Annotated in this window: 22 protein-coding genes; 8 read left to right on the forward strand and 14 right to left on the reverse strand. The window is 63.8% G+C overall.

Features of this window, described 5'->3' with window-relative positions:
• The first annotated feature begins 38 nt into the window (after nucleotides 1-38).
• Entirely contained in the window at nucleotides 39-1,118 is a 1,080-nt protein-coding gene (locus E0473_RS13895) for a DUF2332 domain-containing protein (protein ID WP_241657516.1), read from the forward strand.
• 104 nt (nucleotides 1,119-1,222) lie between these two features.
• Here the strand turns inward: E0473_RS13895 and E0473_RS13900 are convergent, their stop codons facing one another.
• The 5 genes from E0473_RS13900 to E0473_RS13920 form a co-directional block, all read right to left on the reverse strand.
• Nucleotides 1,223-1,630, reverse strand: a complete 408-nt coding sequence (locus tag E0473_RS13900; protein ID WP_241657517.1) for an FKBP-type peptidyl-prolyl cis-trans isomerase — start codon at nucleotides 1,628-1,630, stop codon at nucleotides 1,223-1,225.
• A gap of 103 nt (nucleotides 1,631-1,733) precedes the next feature.
• Nucleotides 1,734-2,645 (reverse strand): pirin family protein, encoded by a 912-nt coding sequence (locus E0473_RS13905; RefSeq protein WP_137681468.1) that lies wholly within the window; start codon nucleotides 2,643-2,645, stop codon nucleotides 1,734-1,736.
• A gap of 4 nt (nucleotides 2,646-2,649) precedes the next feature.
• Complete coding sequence (locus tag E0473_RS13910; protein WP_137681469.1) at nucleotides 2,650-3,606, reverse strand: aldo/keto reductase; 957 nt, start codon at nucleotides 3,604-3,606, stop codon at nucleotides 2,650-2,652.
• 15 nt (nucleotides 3,607-3,621) lie between these two features.
• Nucleotides 3,622-4,329, reverse strand: coding sequence for a glutathione S-transferase (locus tag E0473_RS13915; protein WP_137681470.1), 708 nt, complete (start codon nucleotides 4,327-4,329; stop codon nucleotides 3,622-3,624).
• Between the two features lie 4 nt (nucleotides 4,330-4,333).
• A complete protein-coding gene (locus E0473_RS13920; RefSeq protein ID WP_241657518.1) occupies nucleotides 4,334-4,594 on the reverse strand; it encodes a BolA family protein in 261 nt (86 codons plus the stop codon).
• 67 nt (nucleotides 4,595-4,661) lie between these two features.
• On the opposite strand from E0473_RS13920, the gene E0473_RS13925 reads away from it, so the two are divergent.
• Complete coding sequence (locus E0473_RS13925; RefSeq protein ID WP_137681472.1) at nucleotides 4,662-5,282, forward strand: J domain-containing protein; 621 nt, start codon at nucleotides 4,662-4,664, stop codon at nucleotides 5,280-5,282.
• A 4-nt stretch (nucleotides 5,283-5,286) separates the two neighbouring features.
• Here the strand turns inward: E0473_RS13925 and E0473_RS13930 are convergent, their stop codons facing one another.
• Nucleotides 5,287-5,892, reverse strand: a complete 606-nt coding sequence (locus tag E0473_RS13930) for a glutathione S-transferase family protein (protein WP_137681473.1) — start codon at nucleotides 5,890-5,892, stop codon at nucleotides 5,287-5,289.
• 133 nt (nucleotides 5,893-6,025) lie between these two features.
• On the opposite strand from E0473_RS13930, the gene E0473_RS13935 reads away from it, so the two are divergent.
• The 3 genes from E0473_RS13935 (at nucleotide 6,026) to E0473_RS13945 (ending at nucleotide 10,143) form a co-directional block, all read left to right on the forward strand.
• Nucleotides 6,026-6,730: a winged helix-turn-helix transcriptional regulator gene (locus E0473_RS13935; protein ID WP_137681474.1), complete on the forward strand. Its 705-nt coding sequence runs from the start codon at nucleotides 6,026-6,028 to the stop codon at nucleotides 6,728-6,730.
• 61 nt (nucleotides 6,731-6,791) lie between these two features.
• The gene (cobS, locus tag E0473_RS13940; protein WP_137681475.1) at nucleotides 6,792-7,775 is read left to right on the forward strand and encodes a cobaltochelatase subunit CobS; all 984 of its coding nucleotides are present in this window, start codon (nucleotides 6,792-6,794) and stop codon (nucleotides 7,773-7,775) included.
• Nucleotides 7,776-7,929: 154 nt separating this feature from the next.
• Entirely contained in the window at nucleotides 7,930-10,143 is a 2,214-nt protein-coding gene (locus tag E0473_RS13945) for a transglycosylase domain-containing protein (RefSeq protein ID WP_137681545.1), read from the forward strand.
• A gap of 31 nt (nucleotides 10,144-10,174) precedes the next feature.
• On the opposite strand, the gene E0473_RS13950 is transcribed toward E0473_RS13945, so the two are convergent.
• From E0473_RS13950 to fmt, 3 genes are read right to left on the reverse strand one after another with little or no spacing between them, the layout of a single operon-like run.
• Nucleotides 10,175-10,603 carry a Flp family type IVb pilin gene (locus E0473_RS13950; protein ID WP_137681476.1) on the reverse strand — a complete coding sequence of 143 codons (429 nt, stop codon included), beginning with the start codon at nucleotides 10,601-10,603 and terminating at the stop codon, nucleotides 10,175-10,177.
• Between the two features lie 56 nt (nucleotides 10,604-10,659).
• On the reverse strand, nucleotides 10,660-11,406 hold the full coding sequence (truA, locus tag E0473_RS13955) for a tRNA pseudouridine(38-40) synthase TruA (RefSeq protein ID WP_137681477.1): 747 nt from the start codon (nucleotides 11,404-11,406) through the stop codon (nucleotides 10,660-10,662).
• On the reverse strand, nucleotides 11,403-12,308 hold the full coding sequence (fmt, locus tag E0473_RS13960) for a methionyl-tRNA formyltransferase (RefSeq protein ID WP_137681478.1): 906 nt from the start codon (nucleotides 12,306-12,308) through the stop codon (nucleotides 11,403-11,405). Before fmt ends, truA begins: the two co-directional genes overlap by 4 nt.
• 132 nt (nucleotides 12,309-12,440) lie before the next feature.
• Between fmt and recR the strand changes: the two genes are divergently transcribed.
• Both recR and def read left to right on the forward strand, forming a co-directional pair.
• Nucleotides 12,441-13,037 carry a recombination mediator RecR gene (gene recR / locus E0473_RS13965; RefSeq protein WP_137681479.1) on the forward strand — a complete coding sequence of 199 codons (597 nt, stop codon included), beginning with the start codon at nucleotides 12,441-12,443 and terminating at the stop codon, nucleotides 13,035-13,037.
• A gap of 31 nt (nucleotides 13,038-13,068) precedes the next feature.
• A complete protein-coding gene (def, locus tag E0473_RS13970) occupies nucleotides 13,069-13,635 on the forward strand; it encodes a peptide deformylase (RefSeq protein ID WP_137681480.1) in 567 nt (188 codons plus the stop codon).
• 4 nt (nucleotides 13,636-13,639) lie between these two features.
• Here def and E0473_RS13975 read toward each other — a convergent pair whose 3' ends face one another.
• The 3 genes from E0473_RS13975 to E0473_RS13985 all read right to left on the reverse strand — a co-directional run bounded on the left by E0473_RS13975 (nucleotide 13,640) and on the right by E0473_RS13985 (nucleotide 14,792).
• On the reverse strand, nucleotides 13,640-13,891 hold the full coding sequence (locus E0473_RS13975; RefSeq protein ID WP_137681481.1) for a hypothetical protein: 252 nt from the start codon (nucleotides 13,889-13,891) through the stop codon (nucleotides 13,640-13,642).
• A 68-nt stretch (nucleotides 13,892-13,959) separates the two neighbouring features.
• Nucleotides 13,960-14,172 (reverse strand): cold-shock protein, encoded by a 213-nt coding sequence (locus E0473_RS13980; protein WP_137681482.1) that lies wholly within the window; start codon nucleotides 14,170-14,172, stop codon nucleotides 13,960-13,962.
• Nucleotides 14,173-14,387: 215 nt separating this feature from the next.
• Nucleotides 14,388-14,792 (reverse strand): four-helix bundle copper-binding protein, encoded by a 405-nt coding sequence (locus E0473_RS13985; protein WP_137681483.1) that lies wholly within the window; start codon nucleotides 14,790-14,792, stop codon nucleotides 14,388-14,390.
• 83 nt (nucleotides 14,793-14,875) lie between these two features.
• Between E0473_RS13985 and E0473_RS13990 the strand changes: the two genes are divergently transcribed.
• Nucleotides 14,876-15,262, forward strand: a complete 387-nt coding sequence (locus E0473_RS13990) for a DUF1622 domain-containing protein (protein WP_241657520.1) — start codon at nucleotides 14,876-14,878, stop codon at nucleotides 15,260-15,262.
• A 21-nt stretch (nucleotides 15,263-15,283) separates the two neighbouring features.
• Here E0473_RS13990 and E0473_RS13995 read toward each other — a convergent pair whose 3' ends face one another.
• Both E0473_RS13995 and E0473_RS14000 read right to left on the reverse strand, forming a co-directional pair.
• Nucleotides 15,284-15,415 (reverse strand): entericidin A/B family lipoprotein, encoded by a 132-nt coding sequence (locus E0473_RS13995; protein ID WP_137681484.1) that lies wholly within the window; start codon nucleotides 15,413-15,415, stop codon nucleotides 15,284-15,286.
• A 148-nt stretch (nucleotides 15,416-15,563) separates the two neighbouring features.
• The coding region (locus tag E0473_RS14000; RefSeq protein ID WP_137681485.1) for a formate--tetrahydrofolate ligase at nucleotides 15,564-15,825 on the reverse strand (262 nt) is incomplete at its 5' end.

Raw genomic sequence — 15,825 nt, forward strand, 5'->3', positions numbered from 1 at the left:
GCGATGTAGGGACAGCCAGGCGAAAGGGCAATCCACCAATGGCACAGACGGGCAAGCAGGAACGCGGCCTCATGGAGATCACCGACGTTGCCGAGGGCATTCGCTGGCAGGCCGAACACGCCACGCGGGCGGGCGCGCCGATCACCGGCAAGATCATTCTGGCAACGCTCGCGATTGCCGAGGCTGGCGACACCGCGACCGGGCGACGCATGGCGGCCTGGCAGGGCGCGGTGCTGGAAGATGCGATGCCGCTGCGGATCGCGGGTGCGCTGCATTTCCTTCACCTCACAGGTGAAGAGCCGCGTCTTGCGCCGATCTATGCCGGGCTGGTGAGCGATCAGGGGCAGATCGACGCCATCGTGCTGGAAGCCGCGCGCAAGTTCGACACTGTGTTGCTGCCGTGGCTCGACGGCCCCCCGCAGACCAATGAGGCGGGGCGTTCGGCTTCGGTGATGGGCGCGCTCTTGTGGCTGGCGCAAAAATTCGGGCCGAAGTTCCAGTTGATCGAAATCGGCGCCAGCGCGGGCATCAACACCATGATGGCGCGCTATCGCTATGATCTGGGCGGCACCAAGGCGGGGCCGAGCCTTTCGAGCATGAAGATAACGCCCGAATGGCGCGGCGATGCGCCGCCTGCGGGCGAGGTGGAGATTATCGATGTGGCGGGCTGCGACCTTGCGCCGATCGACCTCACCGACGAGGCGCAGGCGCTGCGGCTGAAGAGCTACATCTGGGCCGACGCGACAGAACGCATGAAGCGGATGGAGGCCGCCATCGCCATGGCTACACGTGCCGCGCCCGATCTGGTGCAGATGGATGCGGCCGAATTCGTGGTGCAAAAATTGGCGGAACCGCAGGAGGCGGGCGTGACCCGCGTGTTGTTCCACACGGTGATGTGGCAATATCTGCCTGAGGCTTCGCGTGCCAAGATTACCGAGGCGATGGAAGAGGCGTGGGCGGCTGCTTCGAAGGAACGCCCGCTGGCGTGGATCGCGGTCGAGACCAACCGGGCGACCTTTCGCCATGAATTGAAACTGCGTTACTGGCCCGGCGGAGACGAGACGGTGCAACTGGCCGAAGCGCACCCGCACGGCGCATGGGTCGAGTGGCAGGGCTGAGCGATCGATTGCCGTACCCCCAACCCCTCCCCGAGAGGAGGGGTTGGGGAGTAAAAAGCCCTTACCCGTGGGGAAGGGTTGGGATGGTGGTTTTTGAGCTAAGCTCAGTCCTCGATCTCCAGCAGCTCGATCTCGAACCACAGCGTCGAGGCGGGCAGGATAGGCCCCGCACCGCGCGCGCCGTAGCCCATCTCGGCCGGCACCAGAATCTCGGCGGTGTCGCCCACGCCCATGTAGGGAATCGCGATCTGCCAGGCCTTCACCAGCCGCCCCAGCGGGAAAGTCGCCGGATCGCGGCCACGGCTCGAATCGAAGGTCGTGCCGTCGGTCAGCTTGCCAGTGTAGTGCACCGTCACCGTGTCCTGCACGGTCGGCGCGGGGCCGGTGCCGTCACCGGCGGTGCGGCGGAACTTCACGCCGCCGTCGAGCGTGTACCAGCCCTCGGCCTGCGTCGCTTCGGCGAGCGCGGCCTGCTGTTCGTTAAGCCAGGCGGAGGATTGGCCTTTGTTCACGGGGGTCTCCTGAGAATGTGCGGGAATGGCGAAAAGAGCCGCAGCAACAGCGGCGCAAAGAGCGATGCGGGTCATGGGTCTGTGCCTTAGCGGTGGTTTATGCTCAGGGATAGCTCACGGTTTTGGGCTTGTCGGGGAGGGGGATGAACTCTTCCTCGTCGCCCGGAACCTTGGGGAAGCGGCCTTCGCGCCAGTCTTCCTTGGCCTGATTGATCCGCTCGCGGTCGGAGCTGACGAAGTTCCAGAACACGTGGCGCTTTGTGGCAAAGGCCTCGCCGCCCATCAGCATCACCGTGCCGCCGGTGTCCGAGGCGAGCGTCATCGCCGCGCCGGGCTTCAGCAGCGTCAGTTCGTAGAGCCCGAGCGGTTGGCCGTCGATGGTGGCGGCGCCGCCCACCAACATCAGCGCGCGCTCGTCAGCCTCGGCATCGATGGGGATGGAGCCGCCACCGCCGAGCACGATCTCGGCATTGATCGTCTCGGCATAGGTGGTGACGGGCGCGGTGCGGCCCCATAAACTGCCCATGATCACGCGCGCCTTCACGCAGGTATCTTCGATCATCGGCAGATCGCTCACGGCTTCGAAGGCCGGGTCGATCTCTTCCTGCGCCTCGGGCAGGGCGAGCCACGTCTGCATCCCGTAAATCCCCGCACCCTTCTGCCGTTCGTCCTGCGGCGAACGCTCGGAATGGACGATTCCTCGTCCAGCGGTCATCAGGTTGACCGTGCCGGGGCGGATCGTGCTGAACGTGCCGAGACTGTCGCGATGCTCGATTGCGCCTGAAAAATTACCGGGGGCATGATCGCCGCCGATCAGCCAGGTCACAGTGGCCAGGTTGATATGCGGGTGCGGGCGCACGTCCATCCCATCACCGACATCGAGCCGGGCGGGGCCGAGCTGGTCGATGAACACGAAGGGCCCAACCATCCGGCACTGCGGGCTGGGCACCGCCCGGCGCACGGTAAAGCCGCCAAGATCGTGGCTGACGGGGGTGACGGTCTGGATAATGCTCATAGGGTTACTCGCCGGAAATGCTGGTGGCAGAGCCGAAAATACGTGCCAGCCGCTCGCTGGTTTCTGCTGGGAGCGGCGGAGCGAGAATAGAGGCAAGGTTCTCTTCCAGATGTGCCTCCTTGCCGGTGCCCGTCAGCACGACATGCGCACCGGGCTCATACCGGCAGAAGCGATAGGCGGCCTCCACCTGCGATTTGATTGCAGGATGCGCGGCGAGAAAGCCGAGCGGATCGGCCGGATCGACCGATGCGGGATCGACTTCGCCCAGTTCAATCAATTGTGCCACCGCTTCGGCCGCGTTTTCGGCACTATTAAGCGCGCGGCGGACGGCAAACATGACCAGCGTGCCGACATCGTGCTCGATCGCAAGCGGGAACACCGTGTTGCGCGCGCAGGGATTGATGAGATTGAATCCCACCATCGCCACGTCGAAGTGGCCGGTGGGCAGCGCCTGTTGCAATGTTTCGTGGCGCAAGTCCTCGCGGAAGGCCTCGGTTATGCCGATGAAGCGGATCTTCCCGAGGTCGCGCTGGCGATGCATTTCGGGCAGCAACTCGTTGTAAACATGGTCAAGTTGAAAAGGTGCAACCCCGTGAAGATGCCATAGATCGACATAGTCGGTGCCCAGCGTGCGCAAACTGGTTTCGAGGTTGGCGACGAAGTCGGCCACGGGGAGCGGATCGGGGTTGCGGTTCGACAGATCGGTGCCGGCCCAGCTTTTGGTCGAGATGAACAGCTTGCTGCGATCATGCCCGCGAATGCCGAGGCCCACTGCTTCTTCCGTGCCGTAAGACCTTGCCGTATCTAGAAAATTCACCCCGAGGTCGAGCGCCTTGGCAACGATCCGGCTCGCCTCGGCACTCGAAGCGCCGCCCGCCATGCCGAGCCGAGAATGCCCCCCGCAGCCGAGCCCCGCCACGCCGACCATGGCTTCGGTGCGACCCAGGCGGACATAATCCATTGGAAAATCGGGCTCCTACTGTTCGTCGAGTTCTTCGTAATGGCGGAAGATGCCATCCTCGTTGAAATCCATCCGCTGCTCGCTGGCGAGATAGGCGGTCAGGCCTTCGATATCGGGCACGGCGGCCTGCAGCGCCTCAAGGTTGGCCCAGGTGCCCTGCATCTGCGCCATGTAATTGGGAAAGGCGTAGTCGAGCCCCTCCATCAGCTGGAACAGGCTGGTGTCGACATGGCTCCACTGCTCGCCAAGCATGAACGGCCCGCCATTGGCGGCAAGAGCATTATCGAAGTGGATCAGATACTTGGGCAAGCGGTTGGCACGAAGGTCGGCGGCCTTTTCGTAGGCCGCATCCATCTGGTCGGCATAGTAGAGGCTGGGTGCGATCGGGTGATGGGTGCCGTGGATTTCCTCGACCAGATCAGCGATATCCATCTGCAACTGCATCAGCTTGAGATCGGTGGCGAGGTCGCCCGAGCCGAGCCCCTCCTTGTCTGAAAGATAGAGCAGGATCAGCGCGGTCTGCCCGATCACCACCTCGTCATCGACCAGATAGGGCGGGGCGAAAGGGCGGATGCCCTCACGCGCGTGCAGGTCTTCCACCAAAGCATCGGCGCCATCGGTGCGCGCCATGTCCTCGTATTCGAGTTCGGCGGCTTCCATAAACAGGCGCACGAATTCGCCGCGTCCGGGAACGCTCGGCCAGTAGAACAGCTGATAACTCATGCGGTTACTCTCCCGGTGCCGAGGCCTTGATCGCAAGCGCGTGAACCCGCTCGCCAGGAATGTCGCCCAGCGCTTGGTTGACCATGCGCTGACGCATCACGCGGCTGACGCCGGCAAATTTCGGGCTCTCGATGATGACGGCAAAGTGCGACTCGCCGCTGCCATCGTCGCCGGAATGGCCCGAATGGAGGGCGCTTTCGTTGATCACCTCCAGCCGGGTGGGTTCCAGGGCCTCCGTCAGGAGGGTCTCGATCGTGGATTGCATAGTTTCGGCCATGTCCGCCCATGTAGGGGGCTTTCCTTTGCGCGCCTAGGCCCCCATCATAAGGCGAATGCGGCAAGACAAGTCTCGACAAGGCAAGTTTCACGGAAGATACGAAGACAGCGCGCGGACCTGCGAGAGGCCCGGATGCGACGAACCGGGCGAATTTCGCGCTCCGGGCGATCGCGGGCACGGGTTCGACGGGCCGGGCGAATATCGCTGGTTCTGTCTTGAGCACGTGCGCGAGTTCAACGCCGGTTATGACTGGTTCGACGGCATGAGCGCCGACGAAATTTTCGACGCGCAGTCACCCGCTGCCGGCTGGCGGCGCGAAAGCCCGAGTTTTGGCGGCGCGGCAAATTTCAGCAAACCTCGATGGGCCGATTTCGACGACCCGCTCGACGCCATTGGCGCGCGCGCCGAGGGCATTCGCAATGCCGCGCGAGCCCGCGGCGAGCGGGCGCAGGCCGAGGCGGCGCGGGCGGTGCGCTTCTCGGCACGCGAGCGCGAGGCCTTGCAGGTGATGGGGCTGACGCAGGAGGCGGACAAACCGCAGCTTCGCCGCCGTTATTCCGAACTGGTGCGCCGCTATCACCCAGACCGCAACGGCGGCGACCGCAGCCATGAGAACCGCCTTCAGCGTGTGGTGGAGGCCTATCAGGTGTTACGCCGCGCTCACGCCTTTTCGTGAGCTATCAGGCGGGTATCGCGCCCATGCTGGCGGCATAGGCCGGGCGTTCGCGCAGCCTTGCTGCATAGGCTTCGAGGTTCTCCCCAGCCGGGATCGAACCGAACCGCAGCCCCCAGTCGACCTGGCTGCCGACATAGACATCCGCCATGGTAAACCGCGCGCCGCAGACATAGTGGCGCTCGGCAAACCAGCCATCGAGCATGGCGGCGGCGCGTTCAAAGCTACCATAACCAATGGTCATTTCACCGCGTTCACCCTCGGGCACCCAGCCGGCTGCCTTGTTCGACACCGCCGCTTCCACCGGCCCAGCGGCAAAGAACATCATGCGGAAATAGTCGGCCTTTTCGGCATCGCTCGGCAATAGGGCAGGGGCCGCCGTTTCAGCGAGATAGTGGCAGATCGCAGCACATTCGCTCACCGCGTAGTCTGCCCCGGCGGTGTGGTGGATCAGCGCGGGAACCTTGCCAAGGGGGTTGGCTGCAAACAGTTCCGCCGGTTTGTTATCCCATTCCACCGGGAAGATGGCATAATCCGCGCCAGCCTCCTCAAGCGCCCACTTGCCGATCAGCGCGCGGCTCATCGGATTGAAGAGCAGGGTGAAATCGGCCATGTGAATGCTCCTCTGACGGGCGTGAACAAATAAAGAACATAGGTGCTCCGGTCAAGCCGGATTGGCGGGCACGATCTTTCCTGCCTGGCGCGTCGCTTACGTTCTGGTAACCTTCGGGTTACATAAACCAACCATGGCGTTGAGAAAGCTGAGCAACGAGCCCGAACAGGTGCATGGCCGATGGTACGGCGATGGCTGCGGCATGGCTATGGCCCTGGAAGTGCTGGGAGAGCGCTGGTCGCTCCCGATCGTTCGCGAGCTGCTGCTCGGGCCGCGGCGATTTTCCGAATTGCGCGCCGATCTGCCCGGTATTTCCGCAAGGGTTCTGACCGAACGGCTTAACGGCCTTGCAGAAACGGGCCTGTTGCAAAAAGTAACCCTGCCTTCGACGGTGGGGGTTGAGGCTTACGAACTTACGCAGTGGGGCCAGCAGGCCGAGCCGATCATCCGCGAAATGGCGCTCTGGGCCATGCGCTCCGACCTGCATGACGAGACCCTGCCGATCAGCGCTTCAGCCTTCGCACTGACCCTGCCGATGACGTTCGATCCTTCTCGCGGCGCTGATTCGCGCGGGTCTACGCTGGGGCTGGAGATTGGCCAGCACCGCTTTATCGCCTGGGTCACCGGTGCGACCGTGATCGTGCGACGCGGCGATACCTCGACGCAGGATGTAATCGTGCGCGCAGAAAGCGGCAATGCGATGTTCGCCCTGTTCTATGCCCGGATGCCGTTTGTCGCCTGGGCGGCCGCTGGTGAAGACAGGGCGATTATGGGCAAGGCGGAGGATCTCTCGCGCCTCATCGCGGCGCTTAGCTGGCCGGAGAAGGCAGCCGCCTGACACCGTGCGCTGCAATAGCGTGTTGCGGCGGCCATGCCGCGCCGCTAGGCATCCTCGCGAGATGACCGAACTTACCAAGACTCACGAAACCGACGGCACCGTGATGGCCGCTCCCGATATCGAACTCGACGTGCGGGAGACCTTTGGGATCGATGTGGATATGAAAGTCCCGGCCTTTTCCAAGGCGGACGAGCGCGTGCCCGATACCGATCCGAACTATGTATTCGAGCCGGATACCACACTGGCGATTCTTGCGGGCTTTGCGCATAACCGCCGCGTGATGGTGCAGGGCTATCACGGCACGGGCAAGTCGACCCATATTGAGCAGGTCGCTGCCCGCCTCAACTGGCCGTGTATCCGCATCAACCTCGATGCGCATATCAGCCGTATCGACCTTGTCGGGCGCGATGCCATCGTGCTGCGCGACGGCTTGCAGGTGACCGAATTCCGCGAGGGCCTGCTGCCCTGGGCGCTGCAACACCCGGTTGCCTTGGTGTTCGACGAATATGACGCGGGCCGGCCCGACGTGATGTTCGTGATCCAGCGCGTGCTGGAGCAGGCAGGCAAGCTGACCCTGCTTGACCAGAACCGCGTGATCCGGCCCGATCCCAACTTCCGCCTGTTCGCCACGGCCAACACCGTGGGCTTGGGCGACACCAGCGGGCTCTATCACGGCACGCAGGCGATCAATCAGGGCCAGATGGACCGCTGGAATATCGTCGTCGGCCTCAACTATCTGCCCGCCGACACTGAGCGCAAGATCGTTGGCGCCAAGACCAAGCTCGACGATGCGATGGTGGCGAACATGATACGCGTGGCTGATCTGTCGCGCCAAGGGTTTATCAACGGCGACATCTCGACCGTGATGAGCCCGCGTACCGTCATCACCTGGGCCGAAAACACCGAGATTTTCGGCAATGTCGGGCTCGCGTTCCGGCTCTCGTTCCTGAACAAGTGCGACGAGGCCGAACGGATGCTGGTGGCCGAGTATTATCAGCGCGTGTTCGGCGAGGACTTGCCCGAGAGTGCGGTCCGTCAGGGTTGATCGGCTCGGGCCGTCTACGGAGCAGGGCAGTTCAGCCTTGCTTCAGACGGCGCGCGCCAATAGTGTGTTGCTGTGACAATACACTGGCATAATCCCGATGTGGCCCTTTTCGTCGTCGCGTAAATCCGCCTCGGCGGAGCGCTGGGGCGAGCGTATGCCGCGCGATCTTGCGCTCGAGGATGCGCCGTGGACGCCCTATGCCGATCTCGACGACGATGACGATCTGGCGTTCCGCCCGCGCGGACCGCGCCAGCCGTCTTATCTGCCGCCGACCCCGCCCAGACGCACGACGCTAAGAGGGCGGATATGGGAGCGGATCGCCGCGCGCGGATGGCTCTGGTGGTTCGGGCGAATCAGCGCGGCCGTGGCGCTCGTGTTCATCCTGCTGGTCGCCTGGCTGGCGATTACCGCGCCGCTCAGCAAGTCCCTGCAACCGATCGCCGCGCCGCAGGTCACGCTGCTCGCCGCCGATGGCACGCCGATTGCGCGCAAGGGCGCGGTGGTGGGCGAGCCGGTGGTGGTGGCCGACCTGCCGCCGCACGTGGTCGAAGCCTTTCTCGCCATCGAGGACCGGCGCTTCTATTCGCACTGGGGTGTGGACCCGCGCGGCATCGCCCGTGCCGCCTTTACCGGCACCGGCGGCGGCTCCACGATCACGCAGCAGCTCGCGAAGTTCACCTTCCTCAGCCCTGAACGCACGCTCACCCGCAAGGCGCGCGAGGCATTGATCGCGTTCTGGCTGGAGGCCTGGCTGACCAAGGACGAGATCCTCGAGCGCTACCTCTCGAACGCCTATTTCGGCGACAACATGTATGGCCTGCGCGCGGCCAGCCTGCACTATTTCTATCGCAAGCCGGAGAACCTGAAACCGGAACAGGCGGCGATGCTGGCGGGCCTGTTGCAGGCGCCGAGCCGCCTTGCCCCCACGCGCAACCCCGATCTCGCCGCCGCACGCTTCCAGCTGGTGAAGAATGCGATGGTCGCAGCGGGCTATATCACGCAAGGCGAGGCCGATGCCATGCAGGTGCCCCGGCTCGACGTGCGCGAGCGCGAGGAGATACCCACCGGCACCTATTTCGCCGACTGGGCGCTGCCGCAGGCCGAGGCGGGCGGGGCGGAAGCCTATGCCAGCCGCACGATCACCACCACGCTCGATTCGCGCCTCCAGAACATCGCTCGCCGTGTTACCGAACGCGCCCCGCTCGGATCTGCGCAGGTGGCGCTGGTGGCGATGCGGCCCAACGGCGAGGTCGTGGCGATGATCGGCGGCAAGGACTATGCGCAAAGTCCGTTCAACCGCGCCACGCAGGCGCGTCGCCAGCCCGGCTCGACCTTCAAGCTGTTCGTCTATCTCGCCGCCCTGCGCAATGGTTGGCACCCCGGCGACACCATCGACAACACCGAATTCACCACCGGCTCCTACCGCCCGGGTAATGCGGGCGGGCGCTATTCCCCCACGATCACGCTGGCCGATGCCTTTGCCCAAAGCTCGAACGTGGCGGCGGTGCGATTGGCGCAGGCCGTAGGGATCGACAAGGTGATCGAAACCGCGCGCGACCTGGGCGTCACCTCCGACCTTCCGGCAGGCGATCCGAGCCTGGCGCTGGGCACCAGCACGATGACGCTGCTCGAACTCACCAGCGCCTATGCCGGGGTGGCGGGCAATGCCTTTCCAGTCGCGGCCCATGCCTTTCCCGCGGAAGAGGAGGGCTGGTTCGACTGGCTGTGGAACGGCAAAAGCTCGCTCGGTTTCGGCGACCATGAGGAGATGGAGACGCTGCTGCGCGGCGCGATCAACTCGGGCACGGGCCGTGCGGCTATTCTCTCGGGTCCGAACTTCGGCAAGACGGGCACCACGCAGAACAACCGCGATGCGTTGTTCGTTGGCTATGCGGGCGAGGGTGATGACCGGCTGGTGGTCGGCGTCTGGATCGGCAACGATGATAACTCGCCGCTGAACGGTGTCCACGGCGGGGGCCTTCCGGCGCGGATCTGGCGTGACTTCATGACCAGCGCGATCGCAGGGCAATCCGTGCCCACACGCGAAACGCCGCGCCCGGATCCCTCCGGCCCGGTTCAGCCGCTTGACGTGCCCACCGACGGGGAGTTTCCGATGGGTGACGGCACCCGCGTAATCATCCGCGATGGCGAGGCGGTGATCGTGTCCGATGTCGATGGAACGCCGGTCGGTGCGCGTATCGGCGATGGCACGTTTTCGGTCGATATCGATGAGGAAGCGGCGTCGCGGCGCGTGGCCGATATGGCGCGTGAAGCAGCCGCGGCGCGGCTGGAACAAGCGCGACAGGAGGCAGAAAGAGCGATTGAAGCTGCTCGCGGACAAGCGCAGGAAAGCGAGGCAGGGCCTTAGCGCGGCGCAGCCTCGGCGCTTTTCGCTTTGATCAGGTCGGGATTTGGTTTCCGCCGCCGCGTCGAACAGGATGGCGCGGTGCCAGCGCGGCGTCATTCGTCGGGCCGAACGCCGTATCGACTTCGGAGAATTTGCTGGAGGTCTTATCGCCGATGGTGGCGAGGACCACAATCAAGCCAACCGCCACCAGCCCAGCCAGGGCGACATATTCGATCGCGGAGGTGCCGTCGCGCACACAGGCTTCGCGCTCGCTGGGGCGGCTAAGCTTAGCGCAGGCGTTGGTGACTGCGGCGTCGATCCGGTCGCGCGTGACGGCGACATCGGAGGCCTTCGAAAGGTCGAGGCCCGCGTGGCTGATGGCGATCAGGAGTTTCTTTATGGCAGCGTCCGTTGCTAGGTGAAGGGATCGAGTTCCTGCATCATCTCGTTTTGTAGTCTGTCCTGCTGTTGTGCGGTGCATCACAATTCAACCCAACTGCGATTAGCGCATGCGAGCGACTTGGTCGTACTGACTTTTCAGCTCTTCGGGTACGATGCACGCAGGAAATAGAGCCCCTCGGGAGGCGCGTTTAGGCCGAGCGCAGAACGGTCCGCCGCTGCCAGCGCCTCGGCCACCTGCTCGATACGCCACTGGCCCAGACCGACCAGCGAAAGCGTGCCAACCATCGATCGGACCTGATGATGAAGGAAACTGCGCGCCTCGGCCTCGATCAGCACATGATCGCCCTCGCGCCGCACGTCGAGCCGGTCTAGCGATTTCACCGGGCTTGCCGCCTGGCAATGGGCAGAGCGGAAGGTGGTGAAATCGTGCAACCCAACCAGCGCCTGCGCCGCCCGGTGCATCGCCTCGGCATCGAGCGGGCGGGCGACGTGCCAGGCGCGGTTCTTCTCCAGCGTCAGCGGCGCGCGGCGGTTGGCGATGCGGTAAACATAGGCGCGGCCCACGCAGGAGAACCGCGCGTGCCAGTCGTCAGGTACCACCTCGCAGCCGATGATTGCTACTGGATCGGGCCGCAGGTGCGCGTTCAGCGCCTCGGACAGGCGGAACGGCTCAATCTGTTTTTCGATATCGAGATGGCAACGCATGGCGAGCGCGTGGACCCCGCTATCGGTACGCCCTGCGCTGAAGAGCACCGGGTTCTCCCCGGTCACCTTATGGGCGGCATCCTCGATCGCCTGTTGCACCGTGGGGCCATGGACCTGCCGTTGCAGGCCCATGAAGGGGGTGCCGTCGAATTCTACCGTGAGCGCGAAGCGCGTCATGTCAGCACGGTGCCCTCGGCCACCGGATTACCGCGCAGAAAATCATCGAGCGCCATGGCCGGCTTGCCCGCGCGTTGCAGCGTCACCGGGCGCAGCGCGCGGTCGCCGCAGGCGATGGTCAGCTGCTCGTCGAGCACGGTGCCCGGTGCGCCCCTGCCGTCGACCACCTCTGCGCGCAGTAGCTTTACCCGCGCCCCGTCCAGCTCGAACCACGCGCCGGGGAAGGGCGCAAAAGCGCGCACTTCGCGTTCGAGCAGGCCAGCGGGCTTTGTGAAATCGAGCCGCGCTTCGCTCTTGTCGATTTTCGCGGCATAGGTTGCCGCGACCTCGTCCTGCGGCAGCGGCGTGAGGCTGGACAGACGGCTGAGCGCGCTCACCATCAGCCTGGCCCCCATCTGCGCAAGTTCATCGTGCAGGTCGGCACTCGTCTTGCCCATGGTGGGGGTTTCGCCCCGCAGCAGCATGTCGCCGGTGTCGAGCCCGCGTTCCATCTGCATGATCGTCACCCCGGTCATCGGATCGCCCGACTGGATCGCGCGCTGGATCGGCGCGGCCCCGCGCCAGCGCGGCAGCAGCGAGGCATGGACGTTCACGCAGCCAAGCCGCGGCGCGGTGAGAACCTCCACCGGCAGCAGCAGACCATAGGCCACGACCACGGCAATATCGGCATCGAGCGCGGCAAAGGCCTTGCGGTCTTCTGCGGCGGAGAAGTTCACCGGATGGCGCACTTCCAGCCCCAGCTGCTCGGCACGGGCCTGCACCGGCGAAGGGCGCAGCTTCTTTCCCCGGCCCGCCGGGCGCGGCGGCTGGGTATAGACCGCGCAGATTTCGTGTCCGGCCTCATGCAGGGCATCGAGCACTGCAACCGAGAAATCCGGGGTCCCCATGAAAGTTATGCGCACTTGTCGAATCCCGTGTGCCCCCGATGTCCGCTCACCGCGAGCTTGTCGAAGGGGCGTACTTCCTTAAAGCGCTGCGCTAGTAGAAAGTACAATGCTTCGACAAGCTCAGCATGAGCAGATAGTGGATTTGGAATGGCGTCCCCGGAAATCGAAACCCTCGCCTCGGCACTCGCCCGCCTGCCCGGCCTCGGGCCGCGATCGGCGCGCCGGGCGGTACTGTGGCTGGTCAAACACCGGCAGACCGGACTCGCGCAGCTGGTCGAGGCGTTGCAGGTGGTCGAACGCAGGCTGGTCGAATGCTCCATCTGCGGCAATGTCGACACCACGGACCCGTGCAGCATCTGTGCCGATCCGCGCCGCGATGCCAAGGCGATCTGCGTGGTGGAGGACGTGGCCGATCTGTGGGCGCTTGACCGGGCCAAGCTGTTCAGCGGCACGTTTCACGTCCTGGGCGGTCGACTCTCGGCGCTGGACGGGGTGCGGCCCGAAGACCTTACCATCGATCGCCTGCTGGCCCGCGTTGAGGCAGGCGGGGTCGATGAGGTGGTGCTGGCGATGAACGCCACACTCGAAGGACAGACCACCGCGCATTACCTTGCCGAGCGGCTCGACCGGTTCCCCGTGCGAATCACCCAGTTGGCGCATGGTTTGCCGGTCGGCGGCGAGCTGGATTACCTTGACGAGGGCACTCTGGCACAGGCTTTGCGGGCGCGTCGCCCACTCGCTTGATTGGCGCGCATCTCGCGCCTATCTAACGCCCATGGCTATCCGCGAAATCCTTGAAGTTCCCGATCCCGTCCTCAAGCAGGTCTCCGTGCCCGTCGACAAATTCGACGACGAGCTGAAGACGCTGGTCGAGGACATGTTCGAAACCATGTACGACGCCAATGGCATTGGGCTGGCGGCTATTCAGGTCGGCGTGCCGCAGCGCGTGCTGGTGATCGACCTCCAGCCCGAAGACCCGGACGCCGAGCCCGAGCCGTGCGATCACGATGGCCACCACCATCACCATCAGCCCACGAAGAAGGAACCGCGCATCTTCATCAACCCGGAAATTCTTGATCCGGCAGAAGAGCAGGCGAGCTATCAGGAAGGCTGCCTTTCGGTGCCCGATATCTATGCCGATGTGGACCGCCCGAAGACGTGCCGCGTGCGATGGCAGGATCTAGAAGGCAACACGCATGAAGAGCCGATGGACGGCCTGATGGCGATTTGCATCCAGCATGAGATGGACCATCTCAATGGCGTGCTGTTCATTGACCACCTGAGCCGTCTGAAACGCAACATGGCGCTGAAAAAGCTGGAAAAGGCGCGAAAGGCGGCCTGATCGGCTAGGCTTCGGCGGCGGTGGTCGCCGGATCTGTAGCTGCGTCCTCTGCGTCCTCTGCGGCGGCGAGGCGTTCCAGACGTTCGCTGGCAGCCTTGGCGCGCGATTTTTCAATTTTCTTCGCTTGGTCGGCCAATGCTCGCCAGGTTTTCTGCGACCGCAATGCACGCTCGCGAACATTGTCCAGCGTTGCCGTCTTGGCGTCGCGCGCAGCCTCTTCGGCGCGGGCATCGTAGAATGCAAAGGTCTGGCTCATAGAAATTCCCCTTTATAAGGGAGCGCCTCCCCCGGCGCCTTGACGCCAGGGGAGGTGAGCCCGGTAAATCAGTCTGCGGGCGTGAGGTTCACGGCCGAAGCCTTGCCGTTCTTGCCCTGCTCAACTTCGTAGTTGAGGCGCTGGTCAGTGTTCAGCGTGTCCATGCCGGCAGCCTGAACTGCGGTAATGTGGACGAAGCTGTCAGCCGAGCCATCGTCGGGCTGAATGAAACCATAGCCCTTGTCGGCATTGAAGAATTTGACGGAACCGGTCTTGCTCATGATTGCTTCCTTTCCAGAAGACAAAGTGCCCGGCGGCAAAAGCGCCACCGGGGTCGTGCGTCAGGTCGTGTGATGAAAGGAAGTCGTCGTCTGGCGGCGCGGCCGATTGGGTGGCAACGCTTAGTCAAAGGCCGAAGTCCGTCGCAAATGTCGACGTCAGCAAGCACCTTGTAACACAGGCAAGTCGAAAAGCTCAGCGCTTTCTTTCGTAAGGGTTACGAAAGCGCCGCTTCCTGCATTCCTTGCAGCGCCTTCACGCAGTCTTCAAAGCACTCGCGGCACATCTTTTCGCACCGCTTGCAATGCGCATTGTCGTGCTTGGCGCATTCCTCGGCGCAGATTTTGCACGCAATCACACAGGCTTCGAGCAGCGACTTGATGACCACGGTGTTGCCAGCAGTACGGCGTGCCGCCACGCGGCTGACGGCCTGGCAGATGTCGGCGCAGTCCATGCACTTGCGGATGCACTCTGACATGTCCATTTGCTCGGCAGAGCAGGCATCGGCACAGGAATTGCAGATTGCCGCGCAATACATCGCGTGCTTCACAGCTTCGCCGAGATCTTCGTTGTAGTCGTCACCCACCTGCGGGTGTTCGCGAATCATTTCCTTGATCGACATGGGTCAGTCTCCTTCATGAGACCGACGAACAGGACCTGCGGACGTTCCCGGAACTTGGCCGAGGGTCGTCGGGTTTGGGAAGTATGATTTCCGATGCGCAGATGCTCGATTTTGCAACCGCGGTTGCCAAGGCCTTCGAACTCGTTGGCATCGCCGCCATCATTGCAGGGTCGCTGCTGGCTTTCGGGCGTCTCGGGGTGGGGGCGCTTTGGACGCATGGTCCGCTGGCGAGAGAACGCTCGGCGCTCATTCCCGAATTTCGCCGAATGCTCGGGCGGTCGATTTTGGTTGGGCTCGAATTGCTGGTCGCGGCGGACATCATCCGCACGGTTGCCGTAGAGCCGACGCTGGAAAGCGTTATGGTGCTGGGCGGGATTGTGATTATCCGCACCTTCCTGTCGTTCAGCCTTGAAGTCGAGATCGACGGACGCTGGCCGTGGAACGCGAAGAAAGATGCGGATGCTGGCTAGGCTCGCGCAGGAGCAGACGACCTAGTTGATCGCTTCCTCTGTGCTGTTGGCGACCGATTCCAGATCCTGGCCGACGCCGCGCACCGTGTTGCAGGCGGCAAGCGCTAATGCGCAAGACCCGATGGCGAGGGTGAGCAGGGCTTTCCGGAACATTTCTTCGCTTCCTTATCAAGTGGCAGGCACGATGCTGCTCGGTCGCTAGTGACACTGGCATGAACGCGCGACAATCGAAAACGGTCAAACGAAAAGGGCCGCCCCATTGCTGGAGCGGCCCTTTCTGTGCGGCCTCAGGCCGGAAGGCTTAAAACAGGCCTTCGATCTGGCCGTTCTCGTCGAGATAGATGTTCTCGGCCGAGGGCACCTTGGGCAGGCCCGGCATGGTCATGATGTCGCCCGCGATGGCGACCACGAAGCCAGCACCGGCTGAAAGACGCACTTCGCGAATGGCGATCTCGTGGCCCTCGGGCGCGCCCAGCGCGGTCGGGTCGGTCGAGAACGAGTACTGCGTCTTGGCCATGCAGACCGGATAGTTGCCGTAGCCCATCTCTTCCCACTGCTTGAGC

This window comes from Aurantiacibacter suaedae, from assembly GCF_005434915.1.
GTDB classification, from domain to species: domain Bacteria; phylum Pseudomonadota; class Alphaproteobacteria; order Sphingomonadales; family Sphingomonadaceae; genus Alteraurantiacibacter; species Alteraurantiacibacter suaedae.